This window comes from Rothia sp. ZJ932, assembly GCF_016924835.1.
Taxonomy (GTDB): domain Bacteria; phylum Actinomycetota; class Actinomycetes; order Actinomycetales; family Micrococcaceae; genus Rothia.
Genome location: NZ_CP070480.1, coordinates 14,076 through 29,824, shown reverse-complemented (window position 1 = coordinate 29,824; position 15,749 = coordinate 14,076). Strand labels below are relative to the sequence as shown.

Sequence of the window (15,749 nt, the reverse complement as noted above, 5' to 3'; positions counted from 1 at the left end):
ATAGACTAGGGGGCGTATCTTTTTTTCAGCGCTAAGGAGCATCTCGTGACTATTATTGAGCCTGCCTGGGCATCTGAACCTGACCACAAGGTGCTGGTAGCGCGCGTCCGCGATGCGTTTGTGGCTAAGTACGGTGTAGAGCCGGATGGGGTGTGGTCGGCTCCCGGTCGCCTGAACTTGTTGGGTGAGTACATTGATTTTTTGGGTGGCTCGTGTATGCCTATGCCTCTGCCGTACCGCACCTATGTGGCGGGCAGGTTGCGTCGTGATGGGGTTTTGCGTGCTGAGTCGGTGCAGATGCCTGGGGACGAGCGCACCGTGGTGATTCGCGATATTCACCCGGGCAATCTTAAGGGTTGGTTTACCTATGTTGCCGGTGTTGCTTGGTCGTTGAATCAGGAGGCTGGTGATATTACCCTGCCTGCTGAATTCGGCGCGGATTTGATGATTGATTCAAACGTTCCGGTCGGTGGCGGGCTGTCGTCATCTGCGGCAATTGAGTGTTCAACGGTTCTTGCGCTCATGGATCTTTCTGTTACCTTGCGTCAGCAGGTTTTAGATGCCAGCTCAGCGAATGGTGAGTTGCGGGCGCGTCTTGCTCAGGTCTGTATTCGCGCTGAGAATAAGGTGGCAGGTGCCCATACGGGTGGTTTGGATCAGACGGCGTCGCTGCGTTCGGCACCCGGTCAGGCTTTGGTTGTTGATTTCCGTGATTTTTCGTTGCAGCCGGTTGATGTAGATCTTGAGAGTGCCGGTCTGAGTTTTTTGGTGGTTAACACTAATACTCCGCATGAGCTTGCCGGTGGTGAGTTCGCTGCGCGTCGTGCTGTGACGGAGTGCGCCACCCAGGCGTTGGGGTTGGCTTATCTGCGCGATGCTCTGCCCGATGATTTGCGCTGTGCAGGGTTGGGTGAGGCTGAGGCTAAGCAGTGGCGTCTTGCTGCTATCGATGATCTCACTAACAAAGCGATGGTTGCTATGGATTCCGTTACCCGTTGCACCGAGGCACCGCGTGGGTGGGTGCGTCACGCTTTCCATGATATGTGTCTAGTAGAGCGCGCCGCCTACGTTATTTCGGTGGCGGATGCGCAGTCCCCCGCCGCATGGTCTGAGTTGGGCAACCTGTTTACGGAGTCCTTTGTGTCGATGCGCGATGAGTTGCAGGTTTCACGCCCTGAGATCAATACGGCGGTGGATGCGTGTTTGGACGCAGGTGCCTTGGGTTCGCGCATTGTGGGCGGTGGTTTTGGTGGTGCTGTCATGGCGCTGGTAGAAACTGACAGCCTTTATGCAGTGTCGCAGGCAGTTGCCGATGCCTATGCGGCGCGGGGGTACGCGTCCCCTGAATTTCTGCCGATGTCACCGGGGTTCCCCGCGCAGCGCGATCACTAAGCAGCGCACTCCGGAGGTGTTCGCTGGCAACTGAACATCTGTAGAAGGTTCCCAGAGAAACAAAAATTCAGTATGCTTAGAACAAGCCGCAACGCTGAGTTGCGGGTCACTTCTAATGGTTTCGGAGTAGAAACCGCGTGATGAAAGGATGACACCTATAGGTTTCGGTATCAATGGTAAAGTCAGCGAGGGTCTGAACGCTGGTAAGGACGCAGTCAATAACAAGGCTGGCAAAGAGGTTGTTACCGACGAGCACGTTGAAAAGGCAGAGAGCATTATCAACGACAAGCCCTCAGGCTTCGGTAAGTAGAACACTCTCACCGCGTGAGCGGTAAAAATTTTTTTGATTCACTGCGTGCTTTGTGGCGCAGACAGTAAAAAAGGAGGCTCATTGATGAGCGCAGAAAACACTTTCGATAAGTTGGCTGGCAAGGCTAAAGAGGTTGGTGGCGACATCACCGGCGATCAGCGTCTTGAGTCAGAAGGCAAGGTAGACCAGGTTAAGGCTGCTGTTGAAGAGAAGATTGAAGATGTCAAGGGTGTTGTAGAGGGCATCAAGGATTCTTTGACTGACAACAAGTAAGTCTCTGATACAGCGACGCACCGCAGGGTAACCCTTCGTAGGAGGGGAATACCCTTGCGGTGCGTTTTGTTTTTTAGAAAGTATTTCAGTAACTTCATTGTTTATAAGAAAGTTAAGAGTCATGTCAGCATCACGCCCGCAGGGCACCCAGGTTGAGGCAGAAAAGTTCATGGAGGACGGCGGTGTTGTCGTTTACTGGCGTGAGGGTTGCCCCTTCTGCAAGCGTCTTGATAAGTCTTTGGGCGAGCTGGGCGATAAGGCACTGTGGGTGAATGTTTGGGAGGATTCAGCGGGTTCTGACTTCATCAAGAGCGTCAATGACGGAAATGAGATTGTGCCTACCGTAGCTGTTTCACGTGAAACATTTGTGGCTGCTGGCGATGATACGCGCTCAAAGGCAGCAACTCTTATTGAAGAGAGCAGCAAATAATGTCTTCATCAGAAACCTTCGTTGGACGCCCACCACTCAACCGCGATACGACGGTGTGCATTTCTCTCTCGGGTCGCCCTTCAAACCACGGCATCAAGTTCCACAACTACCTGTATGAGAAGTTCGGTCTAGACTTTCTCTATAAGGCAATGACCACCACCGACATTAAGGCAGCTATTGGTGGCGTGCGAGCCTTAGGTATTCGCGGGTGTTCCGTATCGATGCCTTTCAAAAAAGACGTCATCCCACTCATGGACGAAATCGACCATTCGGCAGAGGTCATTGGCGCGGTCAATACCATTGTGAACACCGACGGTTACTTGCATGCCTACAACACCGACCTTATTGCGGTGGCTTCTCTTCTGAAAAGCCACACGGTTGATCCGTCTCTACCCTTTGCTCTGCGCGGTTCGGGCGGCATGGCGGCGGCTGTTGCGGGGGCTTTCTTTGATGCCGGTTTCACGCAGGGAACCATTATTGCCCGCAATGAAGAAGCAGGACGCGCGCTAGCAACCAAATACGGTTACGAATGGGTTTCTTCACCCGAAGGTGTGCAGACCCCCGTTATTGTGAATGTAACTCCTATTGGCATGGCTGGGGGTGCTAAGGAGCATGAACTTTCTTTCCCCCAGGTAGCTATCGACGCCGCGTCCATAGTGTTTGATGTGGTCGCTATGCCGGTGGAGACTCCCCTGATTCAGGCGGGCAGAGCAGCTGGCAAAGAGGTTATTACCGGCGGCGAAGTCATCGCCCTGCAGGCGGCTGAGCAGTTTAGGCTCTACACCGGCGTTGAGGTGTCAGCGGCAGATGTAGAGGAAGCAGAGGCGCAGGCAAGCTAAAGCCCCTTGCACCGCCGAGAGTGCATTTTTAAGACATATTTTCTTTCAAAACATGTCTTAAAGTGTACTCTCGGTATTTTTCTGGACGTGCCGGGCGGCAGCTTAGTCACCGGCGGCGTCGCTACCGTCCAGGCTACCCCGGTGATGGCTGTCCCACCCACGGTGGCAATGGCAGCAGGCAGGGCTGAAACCAGCAAAATACCTGAGAGAATGAGCAAGCTAACCACCGCTCCGCTGAGGTTGAAGAGCGGCCAGATGCTCAGGAACTTGACGCGTCCGCGACAACCCGGTTTTCCCACGGGGTGACCGCGAAAAGTAAGAGGTGACCGTCAAAAGTAATACTGACCGTACATTTCACGGTCAGTATTACTTTTGATGGTCACCCCTGATTTTTGGTGGTCACTTTGAGTAAAGCTGAGCCGCCCTGTTGGGGCAGTAGGACGCCAGAGACCTGGGCGGACGCGCTCTCCGCCTTAGTTAAAGATTGCCACCCACAGGTTGAGTGTAGAGGCATACGCCACCCACAAAAATAGGGTAGTAATAGAAAACCTACAGGAGTGAATCCACAAGTGAAGGCACCTCGTAAGAGGACTGTGATAGTAAGGAGCAGAGCGAGAATAATAGCAAAGGCAAGGCCATAGGGCTGTGGTTCCTCAGGCAGTGTACCTACCGAAGAACAGCGGTGACTATACAGCATTAAGCACCAGCTGCACCCAGTAGAGAGTCATCAGGTTTCCGGTGGTAGCGGAGTTCTGCCACAGCTTCCAGCCGGCAATGCCGATCACAATATAAAGCAGGGTCCACACCGGGGCAAAGACGAAGTTGGGCGAGTTCCAGAGCACTTTGTGAGCAGTAGCGTACCAGCCGTCAATATAGTGGGAGGTAAGCATTTACCTACAAAACCGACTATCAGGGGCACAAGATTAAAACCAGTCAGGGCAAGCTAGGTTCTAGTTCCTGCACGTTGCCCACGGTTGTCAGCTACAGCATATGATTTCACGGTGTTCTCTCCACGGTGAAGGTATTACCAGCAAGTTTGCGGTGACCGGTTGTTCCGTGCCCCCCCTGGCGCTGACCTGCCAACCATTTCCTTGCAATTTACGCGCCTCAAGGGGTTTTTCATGTTTCTTTCATATTCTTCTGGCAAAATTATAAGCATGATGAAGAAAACTACATACGCAGCAACAGGAATTTTCACCCTTCTCGCCTTGAGCGCATGCGGTTCAAACACCGCAGAACCTGCTCCCGAGGCATCAACTGTCACCGTGACCGCAGAGGCACCGGCATCCACCCCGGCAGCCGATGCAAACACCTCAAATGCAGCAGCTAAAACTTCAGCGGCAAGCTCAGCAACCAGCCAGTCCTCAGTATCAAAGGTTTCACCTGCCCTTGATGTAGCGGGCGCGGTAGATGCAGTGCGCAAAGCGCATCCCAATGCGCAGATTGTCTCTATCAGTGCTGATGACGATTCAGACCACTGGGATGTTAGCGCCATCGAGAATAATAAAGAACTCGATATTCACATTCACGGCACCCAGGTTGAGCTTGAAGATGTTGATGTAGATCATGATTCTGACAGCGACGATATTCGCGATGCCGGCGAGGCGCGGGTTGATATCAAGGACGCAATCGCTACCGCGCAGGGCGAGAAACCCGGCGAAGAGGTAGAGAGCGTGAGCCTTGACCGCATTGATGCCCAGAACAACCGCCTGGTATGGGAAGTTTCCTTTGATGTTGTTGGCAACGACGATGAGGTAGACGTTGATGCGGTAACCGGTGAGGTTGTTACTCGCTAAAGTCATTCACGAGTACTGATTTTTCCTTCAAGAGGGCACCCCTAGTGGGTGCCCTTTTTGGTGCTCTGTCACTTAGCTGAATGAAAGTTTTTTGAAATTACAAAGAGTCCACACCCTGTTCTTAAAGGTTTTCCACATATGGGGATAATTCTGGGGATATTCCTTACATGCCTGTAATTCCAAGGGTGTCCAAGACACTAAGAAACCCTGAATTGCAGTATCCACAGGCTTGTTAACACCTGTGGAATTACACTGCTGTGGTTACTAACAGGTGTGGATAACTTCTGTGGATTATGTAATTACGACATTTCACATTAGAGGCCGCTAATTAACCGCGACACAAAGAGAGAAAAGAGGGGTGGGGCAGACATGTCCGCCCCACCCCTCGGCCCGCCACCTATTACCTGTGGACTGCCGGTTTTTTGTTTATCAGTTGCAGCAGATAAGCAACGAGGGCGCCAGCAATAAGACCGCCGAGGTGACCTTCCCAAGAGATATTGGGGAAGATCAGCCCGAAGGCGAAGTTGATGGCGATAAGGGTCGCGAGAGAGCGGGTGTTGCCGCCGCGCAGTTTGGTTAGCACCAAAAGGGCACCGAAGAGACCAAAGACGCCGCCTGAGGCACCTACCACCGTCGCGGTGGGGGCAATCATCAGAACAGCTAAAGATCCACCCAAAATCGCCAGCAGGTAGGTCAGCAAATATTTGACCCTACCCATGAGCGGTTCCAGAGCCTGCCCAAAGAGGTAGAGAGTAAACATATTCATACCCACGTGGGCGATGTTGGATTGTGAGTGTACAAAACCTGCGGTAAGCATACGCCACCACTCGTCTGTGTACTGAACGTACTGCCCGTTGAAGGCTAGGTGCTGCAGAACAGTCGCACCCGGCAATATAACCTGAGCTGCATATATTAGGAGGTTGAGCACAATCAGCACCATCGTCACAGGGTAATTCGCCCACACCCCGCCGCGGGCTTTACGCTGCTCTTGATGGTAATTCTTGCCGGTCGCCTGCCTATAGCAGTCAGTGCAGATCATCCCTACTTCAAGCGGTATCTGGCATTGTCCACAGGTAGGACGCGCGCATCGACCGCAGCGCACATAGCTCACCTGATCGGGGTGGCGAGCACAGGTGGGAAACTGCTGGTGCTCTTCGTAGGCACCGTAACGGGTAGGTTGAGGTGCCTGAAAATCTCGTGCACCATCATCCGGTGAATAGGGGTCTTGCTGGTTCACGCGCGTCCTTATCTCCATGGTTAACTACCGGGCATACAGTAAAAATGCCCGCACATTGTACGGGCATCCACTGAGCCTTTATTAGCGCGTTAGCGCTTGAAAAATTTTTAGAGCTGTTCGATATCTACTGATGAGATAACAACATCTTCAACGGGGCGATCCATAGCGCCGGTTGCTACGCCTTCAATAGCGTCTACAACCTTCTTGGAATCCTCATCTGCTACCTCACCGAAGATGGTGTGGCGGCCGTTGAGCCAAGGGGTCTCAACGGTAGTGATGAAGAACTGTGAACCGTTGGTGCCGGGGCCAGCGTTAGCCATTGCCAGCAGGTAGGGCTTGTTGAAGGAGAGTTCGGGGTGAATCTCGTCCTTGAACTGGTAGCCGGGGCCACCGATGCCCTGCCCCAGGGGGTCACCGCCCTGAATCATGAAGTCACGAATGATGCGGTGGAAAACGACGTCCTTGTAGAGGGGGCCGTTCTGTACTTCGCCGGTGCGGGGGTGGCGCCATTCCTGGGTGCCATCTGACAGACCGATGAAGTTCTTAACGGTGAGCGGCGCGTGGTTACCGAAGAGGTTAACAACGATGTCGCCGTGGTTGGTATGAATAGTTGCTTTAGCTGTTGCAGTCATGTTTGTTATCTTCTCATGCATGAACAGCCCCGCGCTACACTTTGGGGGTTCTTTTGCAGGTAGCGAAAGTGGGTGGACGCTAGTGAACGCCTGAAATCGCGGTCTGAGGAAAACTTTAGCGAACAGTGAAACCTTGAGTGTTGAGAGGTGATTTCTTAGGGTTTTGGGGCGATAGAACGTAAGCTGATATACAAGCATACGTTTGCTGGTAGCTCGTCGTTTCATTTTTTGGCGTGAGTACCGGCACCTATAGGGAGGTATATCGAATGGTATTCGGTAAAGACCGCAAGGTAAAGAAGGCTACTAAGGCAGCTGAGAAGGCTTTTGCTAAGGCACAGAAGACCACTGGTAAGAAGGCTGACAAGTTCGCGAAGATCGCTGAGAAGAACGCCGCTAAGGCCGCGAAGCTGGGCGAGAAGAAGCTGAACAAGACTCAGAAGTCTGTTGCAGCAACCGGCAAGAACGCTCAGAAGGCGTTCAAGGCTGCTCAGAAGGACGGCGCTAAGAAGCTGAACAATGTTCAGGAGACTTTGAGCGATAAGTTCCAGGAGCAGATTGAGAACGTAAGCCCCGTTGTTGAGGATGCAGTATCAAATGCTCGCCTCAAGGCAGCTGCGGTTGCTTCAAATGTTGCTGATAAGCTCTCTGACGCTGAGGTGCCCACTCAGGTTGAGACCGTTGTTGCTAAGGCAACCGGTAACAAGAAGGCTGTGAAGCAGGCTCAGAAGGCAGCTGTTAAGGCTGCTAAGCAGTACGCGAAGGATCAGAAGAAGGCTTCAAAGAAGGGCGGCAAGGGTCTGCTCATTGTTGGTCTGATTGTTGCTGCTGGTGTTGCTGGTTTCTCAGCGTACAAGGCATCACGCCCCGTTGAGGATCCTTGGAAGACCCCCGCGGCTCGCTAAGTCTTACATTTTTCTCAAGCGGTGTGAGAGCGTGTGCTCTCGCACCGCTTTTTGTATGCCCTTTTTCTGTTCTTGCGAGAACGTACCGCGTTGGGGAGCAGTTCAGCCTTATACAGGTTTATTCTGCGCTGGCACGTTTGAAGGCGGTACTTTTCGCGCTGTCCTTGTGGCTAATCAGTGGTTGTTTGCTCTTGAGCTTAGGCTTGTCGGATGCGCTGGTGGAACTTGCGGTGCTACCCTATATCCCCTTAGCGGGGCTCCTTTTGTGGGCATTACGGATACGGACCTCGGCAACCGCAAATAAAGGCTGGAAGAATTTTCTCTGGACCAACTACGCGGTGGGTTTTCTGCTCACCATGTACCTGATTTTCAGAGCAATAGCCTAAAGCCTTTGCCTCCATCCATAAAAATACCCTCCCGCAACCCCACAGTCCCGAGGGGCGCAGGTTGAGAGAGGGTATTTGAGTATCTACAGAGGTTAGAGGTTCTAGCGTGTCTCGTCCACGATGGCGTGGCGGGTGGTCAGCGGACCGTCAAAATCTTTGTTCTTGCGTTGCATCATCAAACCGATACCGGCTGAGATGAAGAACAGTACAAGCATGAAGAAGAATAGTGGCCAGATGCCCGAGAAGAAGATAATCGGCACTGCCAGCGCGGTCACCATACCGCCGCCGAAGAAGGGCTCAAAGATGAGCTGCTTGTAGCCGAAAGCCTCAAAGGCGGGGGTTTCGCCCTTGGGGTCAACCACGCGCATCAGGATCAGACCGGTTGCGGTAACGCCCATGCCCTGACCGAAGTCGCCGATGCCGCGCTCAAACCAGTAGTAGCCGAGTACGCGCGGTGCCAGGAACAGGAAGATCGCGACGTTGAAGATAATGCCGGCGATCGCCAGAATCAGGAAGGTGCCCAGGTTCTCGCCCACTGCTGCCAGTGAGAGGGTGCCCATTGCGGCAACGATGAGGAAGTCCAGTGCCCAGCCTTGAATACGTAGCATCATCTGGTGGTCGATGATGTGATCGACCTTCAGCGCGGTAGCGATCCACTGTACGATCACGCCGCCAATGAGTGCCATGGGGAACAATGGAACGTAAGAGAAGATTTCCAGAGGGGTCGATTCATCAAGCATGATCTTGCCCCAGGTCAGTGATTCTACCCAACGCAGCGCTTCGAGGATCACCCAGCCGATGATGATTGCCACAGCCATGATTGACATGTGCAGTGAAAGGGGCTCTACGGACGCTGGACGTGAGGTCATCTTGCCAGCTTCGTAGTGCTCATCTGAGCGGAACAGGCCTTTCTGTTCCTCAACGCTCATGTGGGCGTCCCCGCGCAGAACCTTGGTTTTGCCGGTGCGAACAGCCCAGTTAATCATGGCGATACCGATAACGATGCCTCCCACGATACCAACGGTTGCCAGACCAACAGCGAGGTCAGCGCCGGTCTCGAAGCCGAGCTCAATCATTACGTCGCGCATACCTGCTGCGGTGCCGTGACCGCCCTCAAAAGCGATTTCAATGAGCGCACCAGACATGGGGGATGCTGAAAAGGCGGGAATTAAAATCAGTGCGGTGAGCAGCAAACCAACAACGTACTGGCCTGAGCCCATCGCAACACCGAAAGAAAGCTGCGGGCCTGCCAGCTTGAAGGCACGCTTGGGGTTGGGCAGAGGCTGACCCAAGAACATGGTCGCAAAGATAACGCTAATGAGCAGACCGGGAAGAGCCTTCCAGGTGGTAATCATGGTTTCGTTGAAGAAACCGAACTCGCCCCAGGGGCCTCCAAAGCGTCCGAGAACCTGAGGTCCGAGTAGCAAAAGAAGCGCGCCACCGATGATAGAGCTGGGCAGAAACAGGTTCTGCGCCATGCTTGATTTCACGCGAACAAACTTACCGATCAGTAGCGCTACTCCCAGAATGAGCAGCGAGAAGCCAATGGCTTGTGGAGACATAGAGGCACCTTTTGTGTCAGTAACACGCTAAAAACGTGTGTGGTGATTACTTTTAAGAACAAGCGTAATCGGGGTTACAGCTTTTCTAGCTTATGAGCAGATGCTCAAGATTACCAATGCGCAGATTAGCAGGTAAGAAATATCACCGGCTAGCGGTTGATCCGGCGGCATCGGCTGCGGTGACACCGCGAGCTGAGTGGATGCTGCACGTTCATGGTGGCACAAGGAGGCACCACGGACGTGAGCACAACGAAAAAGACCCAGCTCCTAAGAACTGGGTCTTTTTCTCACCTATCCGGCTAATAAAATTAGCTCGGCGATAACCTACTCTCCCACACCCTACCGAGTGCAGTACCATCGGCTCGAAGAGGCTTAGCTTCCGGGTTCGGGATGGAGCCGGGCGTTTCCCTCTTGATATAATCACCGAAACGTGGAGGCGAGGGGACTCGAACCCCTAACCCCCTGCTTGCAAAGCAGGTGCGCTACCAATTGCGCCACGCCCCCGTGGTGTATAAATAGCTTACCGCAGGTAAACATCTTAAAACAAATCAGTACACGGTGTTCTGTATCACTACTACTTTGCGTGCGGTAAAACCGCAAGCCCACCGTCACTTCAGACCTCGGGCGGACGCGTCCGCCCGCGCCCACCACCACAAAGGCACCACCTGCCTTCCCCAGGCTAGCCGGGGGGGGTAAACAGCAGATGGTGCCTTATGGCTTGAGAGTATGTGACTACTTCTGAAGATTGGTGTCAGAATCTACGGCACGGTATTCACCGGTTGCAGTATCTGAGTTTTCCTCAAGGTGACGGGCATCGATTTTCAACCCGCGCGATCCGAGAATTTTTGCCACACGGTCGATGTCTTCGGCACTGGGTGCCTGACCAACGACCTTGCGAATGTACTCGTTGATGCGGTTATCACTCACGTATTCCTCACCGCGGGCTTCGCGGGATTTCATGAGGCGTCGAATGACTTCTTCAAGCTGGGCGTCGGTGAGGTTGTAACGTAGCACCGCCATGACCGCTGCACGGTCTGTGGGTGGCACGTCCTCAGGGTAGCCTGCGCTCAGCCAGTCAATCACACGTGAAATAACGTTCTTATCGGGCATCGTTGCCTCCTTGGGTAAAGTGCAGTTTCTTTAAATCCTAGTTGCCAGTAAGACCAAAGAGGTTAAAACCGGTCATGTGGAAGATAAAGTCTTTTGCAATCCAGAGGATACCCAGAACAATCACCACAATGATGACCGCGAAAATGAGGTATCCAACCGCTTTGGCGATGCTTGAGGGCGGATCAACTTCGATAAGCCTGCCGTCTGCGGTGTATTCGGTAGTGCCTGCCATGCAGCGCATACCCAGTGAGTAGAGGGCGGGCATACCGGCACCGAAGAAGAGACCTGCCAGCAGAACGGGGATGATCTTTTCAAAGATTTCTGCGAAGTTCATGGTTATCGTCCTGCCTTCTGTGAGCTAACAGCTTCTGCCGCTGCGGTGGCAACGGGTGCCGCTACGGAGGTTGAGTCTTCCCAGTCGTCATTGACGTTGGTGGGGTCAATGGGCTGTTTGCGTGAGTGCAGGAACATCCAGGTGCAGAAGCCTACGAGAATGAGGAAGACGACGAGTTCACCCAACCATTCGCTACCACTGAAGTGGTTGATGTAGTGACCGATGAACCAGGTGGCAGCACCAACAGCGCCCGCGGCGGGCAGAGTAATGAGCCAGGCAATAACCATGCGACCCATGACGCCCCAGCGCACTTCTGCGCCCTTACGTCCCAGACCTGAACCCAGGATTGAGCCGGTTGCGGTGTGAGTGGTTGACAGCGCCATACCGAAGTGTGATGAGGTAAGAATGATTGCTGCTGACGAGCCTTCTGCTGCCATACCCTGCGGTGAGTCGATTTCAACGAGACCCTTGCCAAGGGTGCGGATGATGCGCCAGCCACCCAGGTAGGTACCCAGAGCGATAGCCAGTGCGCAGGTGAGGCGTACCCAGAAAGGAATGCTTGCTTCGGGGTCGATTTCGTTGGCTGCTACCAGTGCTAGGAAGATAACGCCCATGGTTTTCTGCGCGTCATTGGTGCCGTGTGCCAGCGAAACGAGTGAAGCAGTGGCTACCTGACCGTAACGGAAGCCCGAGCGCTTTTTCTCATCAGAGACGGGCTGTGAGAGGCGGTATACCAACCAGGTGCCCACGGTTGCAACGATGGTTGCGATGAAGGGCGCTGCGATGGCGGGAATAATAATTTTGGAGAGGACGCCACTCCACAGTACGCCATTAGCACCCAAGGACGCGAGGGTCGCGCCGATAAGACCGCCAAAGAGAGCGTGTGATGATGATGAGGGCAGACCCAGCAGCCAGGTGAGCACGTTCCAAAGGATCGCGCCAACGAGCCCGGTGAAGACGATCAGCATGAGGCTGTTATTTGAGCCTGCCGAGTCGAGGTTTACGAGACCCTTACCGACGGTCTTAGCAACCTCAATGGAAAGAAAAGCGCCGATAAGGTTGAGCACTGCTGAGAGCGCTACAGCGGTTTTAGGTTTGAGAGCTTTAGTGGCGATGGAGGTTGCCATCGCGTTCGCGGTGTCGTGGAATCCGTTCGTGAAGTCGAATGCCAGCGCAGTGAGCACCACGATTGCCAGGATAATCAGTTCAGTAGTCACATAAGAATTATCGTCTGCTCAGATTAAAGATAAAAGCAGGTGAACACCACACAACCCACAGCTAAAAGTGGGCAAAACTTCGAAAAACCCACACAAAGCCAAACGATAAATAGGTTTTGACTTTTACATCCCAAGGAATAAAGGGGTCTTAAAACCTTGATATATCAAGGGAAGCTATGCACAACAACCGTGCATCACCACCACCTACAACACCCACCTACCAGTGGCTTTCGTGCGCTCAAACACCTTAAACCCACACCTTAGAACCGCATGGTTAACTCATGTTTACCCACTGTTCATCTTAAAAAGGGTGAGATGCTGATTACTGCAAAAGTTCTAAGGGTTCAACAGTGCTGGCTTTATACGCCGGCAAAGCCCCAGAGAGAGCACCGACCAGGGCGCCCAGCAGAGGTAAAGCTGCCGTGTACGCAGGTATTGAAAAGTCCCATCCGTTAACGTGGGCAACAGTGAAAGCTATACAGATGCCTACGACAAAGCCGCTTAGCGCACCCAGTGCGCCCACAATAATTGCTTCAATCAAGAACAGCATCGCTACTGACCTACGCGCAGCACCTAATGCACGGTTAATACCTATCTCTCGGCGGCGCTCCCATACAGACATGTACATGGTCATCATGATGCCAAAGCTGGTAGAAACAACCATGACTCCTAAGATAACAGCGGTGAGCAGGCGGGAATCTTCGGTGAGCTGACGTTTGAGCTGCTGAGGAGAGGGTGGAATCGCGATATTAACGTCATCAGGACGAGAGGGGTCAAGAACTCTTTTTAAGTCTGCACCTGCTGTTTCTGCGCCCCCAGGAGCCACCTTGATGACAAGGGCACGAGCAGAAGTAAAGATTTCGGGAAAGAGAGCTGAATCTGGCGACACCATAACTGCTACAGCGAGCGCTGCCTTGTCTGGGCCGTCCTTAATAATTGCTGCAACGCTGACTGCTTGGTTGTTGATGAGTAGGCGATTTGACCCTGGTCGGGTGGTAACTCCCAGGTCTTGGGCCAGTGCTGAACCCAGCATAACGGTGGGCTCAGTTGCATGGTGGGGACGGTAGTAGGCTCCTTCGGTAATGGTGGCTTCACGGGCATGCAAGCCTTCTTGGCTCACGATAGCTAGGGTGACGCTCTTATGGGTGGTGCGGCGCAGAGTAGAGACGTTTAAAATTGGCTGCTCACTGATGGTGAGTGTTCCGCCTGTTTCGACGGAGGGCACCTGGTTGATGCGGTTTTGGATTTCTTCTTCGCTTATTTGCCATGTGTCGGGTTGCAGCCTCACACCAATATGGGCGGACTCGTATTTAGTCAATCGAGTAGCACTGTGTAATGCTGATGATTCTGAGATGCCTATGAGGGCAACAACGCTGGCTGCGCCCACGAGCATGGCTCCTATGGTGAGCAGGTTTCTTTTGTACCTTCGAATAACACTGAGAAAGGCGTAGTAAACCGTGGTTTTCATGGTTGAACCTGCTGTTTTTCTTCGGTCAGTTTGCCGTCGGTCATCGTGAACTGCCTATCGCAGCGAGCAGCTATATCCGGCTCATGAGTAATAATGACGAGGCTTTGCTGTTCGCTTCGTGAGTTAAGGAGCAGGTCTAGAATTTTGTGGGAGTTTTGGGTATCAAGGTTTCCTGTAGGTTCATCGCACAGCAGTAGAGCCGCGCTACTTGCCAGTGCCCGTGCTACCGCTACCCGCTGTTGCTCGCCACCTGACAGCTGAGAAGGACGAGCGTGACTTCGGTGAGAAAGTCCCACTTCTTGTAGCGCTAGTTTGGCTTTTTCTGCTGCTTGATGTCTGGGGGTTCCTCTGAGTTCAAGGGCATATCGAACGTTTTCGAGAGCGCTAAGATGCTGAACAAGATGAAAAGCTTGAAAAACAAATGAGATGTTCTCTTTGCGCATGAGTGTTCGCTGCGCGTCCTTGGCGGTGCTGAGGTTTTCGCCCAGAAGAATGAGTTCCCCGCTGGTGGGCGTGTCTAGTAGCCCGATGAGGGCTAGCAGGGTTGATTTACCGGAGCCTGACGCCCCGGTGATTGCAATAGATTCTCCTGGGTAAATAGTGAGATGGGCAGATGTCAAAGCCCAGGTATTCGGTTCAAAGAAACGGGAAAGTTCTTTGGCTTCAAGAAGAGGTGCAGGCATGGTCATATTCAAGGCAGAGTCAGTTCTGCACCGGGGGTAAGCAACGGATTGGGGTCTTTGACTTCGCAGTAACCGCCTTGGCAGTGACCGGTGGTGATATCAACCTGTTGTCCGTTGACGAGCACATACTGTCTGCCGCTTGTTTCAACGCTCACTGCCGGTTCGGGAACTGTAATAGCGTCGGGGGAGCTTGATGCAGTTGTCACGATTACAGAGGATTCTGTGAAGTCTGCACCTTCTGGAATTTCTATGTTCAGCTCAAAGTACTGAACTTTTCCTTCTGGTGGGAGCTGTTGGCTTTCCGGTGCGGAGTCTGCACTTTTATCGGTGTTTACAGCAGATGAGGGTTTTTCAGGGGGACGCGCTTGCCCCACTGTCGCTTGCAGACGTTGACCGTCTTTGAGGGTAACAACTGCCTGCTGTTCAGGTTTCACCGCTTGAGCGGCGGTTGATGAATCAACGCTAAATCGCAAGGTTTGGCTACCATCGCCGACTGTACACAGGGGTTGTTGGGGCGCTTTACCCACCTCACCGCACAAGCTAGACACGGTGTAGCGCTCGTGAGGCACAAAGAAATATTCCGAGCGTGGCATACTAGTTGTATAGCGAGCATCGTCGTCTTGAGACGCATCCACATTACCCGGTGGGTAGTAGCCTGAGTTGAGGTAGAAAAGGTAGACAGCGTTAGCGGTGTCTTTGCCGTATTCCCCTAGCTCATCATAAATAGGGTATCCCAGTGCTACTAGGGTGCGCTGAACTTGGGCTACGTCCTCACCTCGTACACCCGGTGCAAGATCACGATAGGCAGGAACCCCTCCTTCAAAAATAAATAAGGGACGCTCATCAATAGTTGCTACAACATCGCCGCTTTCTAGAACCGTGCCAACAGCAGGTGCTTCGCGTGTCACCACAGACGAGGCACTAACGGGCGGTGCTATCTCTGCTGCGCCTTCTTGAACAACAGATACGGGGGCTTGATATGTCTCAGCCAAGGTTTGCTGCACAACCTTAGCCGTGAGAATTTCAGCTTCCTCAGATTTTTTCTCTGACTCTGCCTGCGTATTCGTTCCCATGAGGAAGGCATAGAGTGCTAAACAGGTCATAGCAACCAGTAGCAGCACCAAGAGTGGAACAATGATGCCGCGACGCGGCGGGTACTGCTGCTGGTCCATGATTTC

At 53.1% G+C, this 15,749-nt stretch carries 17 protein-coding genes, 1 tRNA gene and 1 rRNA gene; 7 read left to right on the top strand and 12 right to left on the bottom strand.

From position 1 onward, the window contains the following. The first annotated feature begins 45 nt into the window (after positions 1-45). The 5 genes from JR346_RS00155 (at position 46) to JR346_RS00135 (ending at position 3,244) form a co-directional block, all read left to right on the top strand. Positions 46-1,392: a galactokinase family protein gene (locus JR346_RS00155; RefSeq protein ID WP_205482469.1), complete on the top strand. Its 1,347-nt coding sequence runs from the start codon at positions 46-48 to the stop codon at positions 1,390-1,392. A gap of 148 nt (positions 1,393-1,540) precedes the next feature. Continuing rightward, positions 1,541-1,702, top strand: coding sequence for a ribosome recycling factor (locus JR346_RS00150; protein WP_239478971.1), 162 nt, complete (start codon positions 1,541-1,543; stop codon positions 1,700-1,702). Between the two features lie 84 nt (positions 1,703-1,786). After that, positions 1,787-1,975, top strand: a complete 189-nt coding sequence (locus tag JR346_RS00145; RefSeq protein WP_204877751.1) for a CsbD family protein — start codon at positions 1,787-1,789, stop codon at positions 1,973-1,975. 121 nt (positions 1,976-2,096) lie between these two features. After that, complete coding sequence (locus JR346_RS00140) at positions 2,097-2,405, top strand: glutaredoxin domain-containing protein (RefSeq protein WP_239478976.1); 309 nt, start codon at positions 2,097-2,099, stop codon at positions 2,403-2,405. Beyond that, positions 2,405-3,244: a shikimate 5-dehydrogenase gene (locus JR346_RS00135; protein ID WP_204877752.1), complete on the top strand. Its 840-nt coding sequence runs from the start codon at positions 2,405-2,407 to the stop codon at positions 3,242-3,244. The genes JR346_RS00140 and JR346_RS00135 overlap by 1 nt, the downstream gene beginning before the upstream one ends. Positions 3,245-3,930: 686 nt before the next feature. Here JR346_RS00135 and JR346_RS00130 read toward each other — a convergent pair. Next, a complete protein-coding gene (locus tag JR346_RS00130; RefSeq protein WP_205482468.1) occupies positions 3,931-4,134 on the bottom strand; it encodes a TspO/MBR family protein in 204 nt (67 codons plus the stop codon). Positions 4,135-4,401: 267 nt separating this feature from the next. Between JR346_RS00130 and JR346_RS00125 the strand changes: the two genes are divergently transcribed. After that, entirely contained in the window at positions 4,402-5,040 is a 639-nt protein-coding gene (locus tag JR346_RS00125; protein ID WP_205482467.1) for a PepSY domain-containing protein, read from the top strand. A gap of 400 nt (positions 5,041-5,440) precedes the next feature. On the opposite strand, the gene JR346_RS00120 is transcribed toward JR346_RS00125, so the two are convergent. Together JR346_RS00120 and JR346_RS00115 are read right to left on the bottom strand one after the other, a co-directional pair. Then, positions 5,441-6,277, bottom strand: a complete 837-nt coding sequence (locus tag JR346_RS00120; RefSeq protein ID WP_240333961.1) for a rhomboid family intramembrane serine protease — start codon at positions 6,275-6,277, stop codon at positions 5,441-5,443. 107 nt (positions 6,278-6,384) lie between these two features. Next, positions 6,385-6,909, bottom strand: a complete 525-nt coding sequence (locus JR346_RS00115) for a peptidylprolyl isomerase (protein ID WP_304621684.1) — start codon at positions 6,907-6,909, stop codon at positions 6,385-6,387. A 266-nt stretch (positions 6,910-7,175) separates the two neighbouring features. Between JR346_RS00115 and JR346_RS00110 the strand changes: the two genes are divergently transcribed. Continuing rightward, positions 7,176-7,811: a hypothetical protein gene (locus JR346_RS00110; RefSeq protein WP_204877756.1), complete on the top strand. Its 636-nt coding sequence runs from the start codon at positions 7,176-7,178 to the stop codon at positions 7,809-7,811. 487 nt (positions 7,812-8,298) lie between these two features. Here the strand turns inward: JR346_RS00110 and JR346_RS00105 are convergent, their stop codons facing one another. From JR346_RS00105 to JR346_RS00065, 9 genes are all read right to left on the bottom strand, one after another. Next, on the bottom strand, positions 8,299-9,759 hold the full coding sequence (locus tag JR346_RS00105) for a sodium/glutamate symporter (RefSeq protein WP_204877757.1): 1,461 nt from the start codon (positions 9,757-9,759) through the stop codon (positions 8,299-8,301). 311 nt (positions 9,760-10,070) lie between these two features. Next, positions 10,071-10,187: ribosomal RNA gene (gene rrf / locus JR346_RS00100) — 5S ribosomal RNA — on the bottom strand. Between the two features lie 3 nt (positions 10,188-10,190). Further along, positions 10,191-10,263: transfer RNA gene (locus tag JR346_RS00095), tRNA-Ala, on the bottom strand. A gap of 228 nt (positions 10,264-10,491) precedes the next feature. Beyond that, positions 10,492-10,869, bottom strand: a complete 378-nt coding sequence (locus tag JR346_RS00090; RefSeq protein WP_205482465.1) for a DUF3349 domain-containing protein — start codon at positions 10,867-10,869, stop codon at positions 10,492-10,494. Between the two features lie 37 nt (positions 10,870-10,906). After that, positions 10,907-11,203, bottom strand: coding sequence for a hypothetical protein (locus tag JR346_RS00085; RefSeq protein WP_205482464.1), 297 nt, complete (start codon positions 11,201-11,203; stop codon positions 10,907-10,909). Between the two features lie 2 nt (positions 11,204-11,205). Next, on the bottom strand, positions 11,206-12,420 hold the full coding sequence (locus JR346_RS00080) for an inorganic phosphate transporter (RefSeq protein WP_204877760.1): 1,215 nt from the start codon (positions 12,418-12,420) through the stop codon (positions 11,206-11,208). A gap of 322 nt (positions 12,421-12,742) precedes the next feature. Beyond that, positions 12,743-13,888, bottom strand: coding sequence for an ABC transporter permease (locus JR346_RS00075; protein ID WP_205482463.1), 1,146 nt, complete (start codon positions 13,886-13,888; stop codon positions 12,743-12,745). Next, positions 13,885-14,571, bottom strand: a complete 687-nt coding sequence (locus tag JR346_RS00070; protein WP_239478978.1) for an ABC transporter ATP-binding protein — start codon at positions 14,569-14,571, stop codon at positions 13,885-13,887. Before JR346_RS00070 ends, JR346_RS00075 begins: the two co-directional genes overlap by 4 nt. An 8-nt stretch (positions 14,572-14,579) precedes the next feature. Beyond that, the gene (locus JR346_RS00065) at positions 14,580-15,743 is read right to left on the bottom strand and encodes a peptidoglycan-binding protein (protein WP_205482462.1); all 1,164 of its coding nucleotides are present in this window, start codon (positions 15,741-15,743) and stop codon (positions 14,580-14,582) included. Positions 15,744-15,749 lie beyond the last annotated feature (6 nt).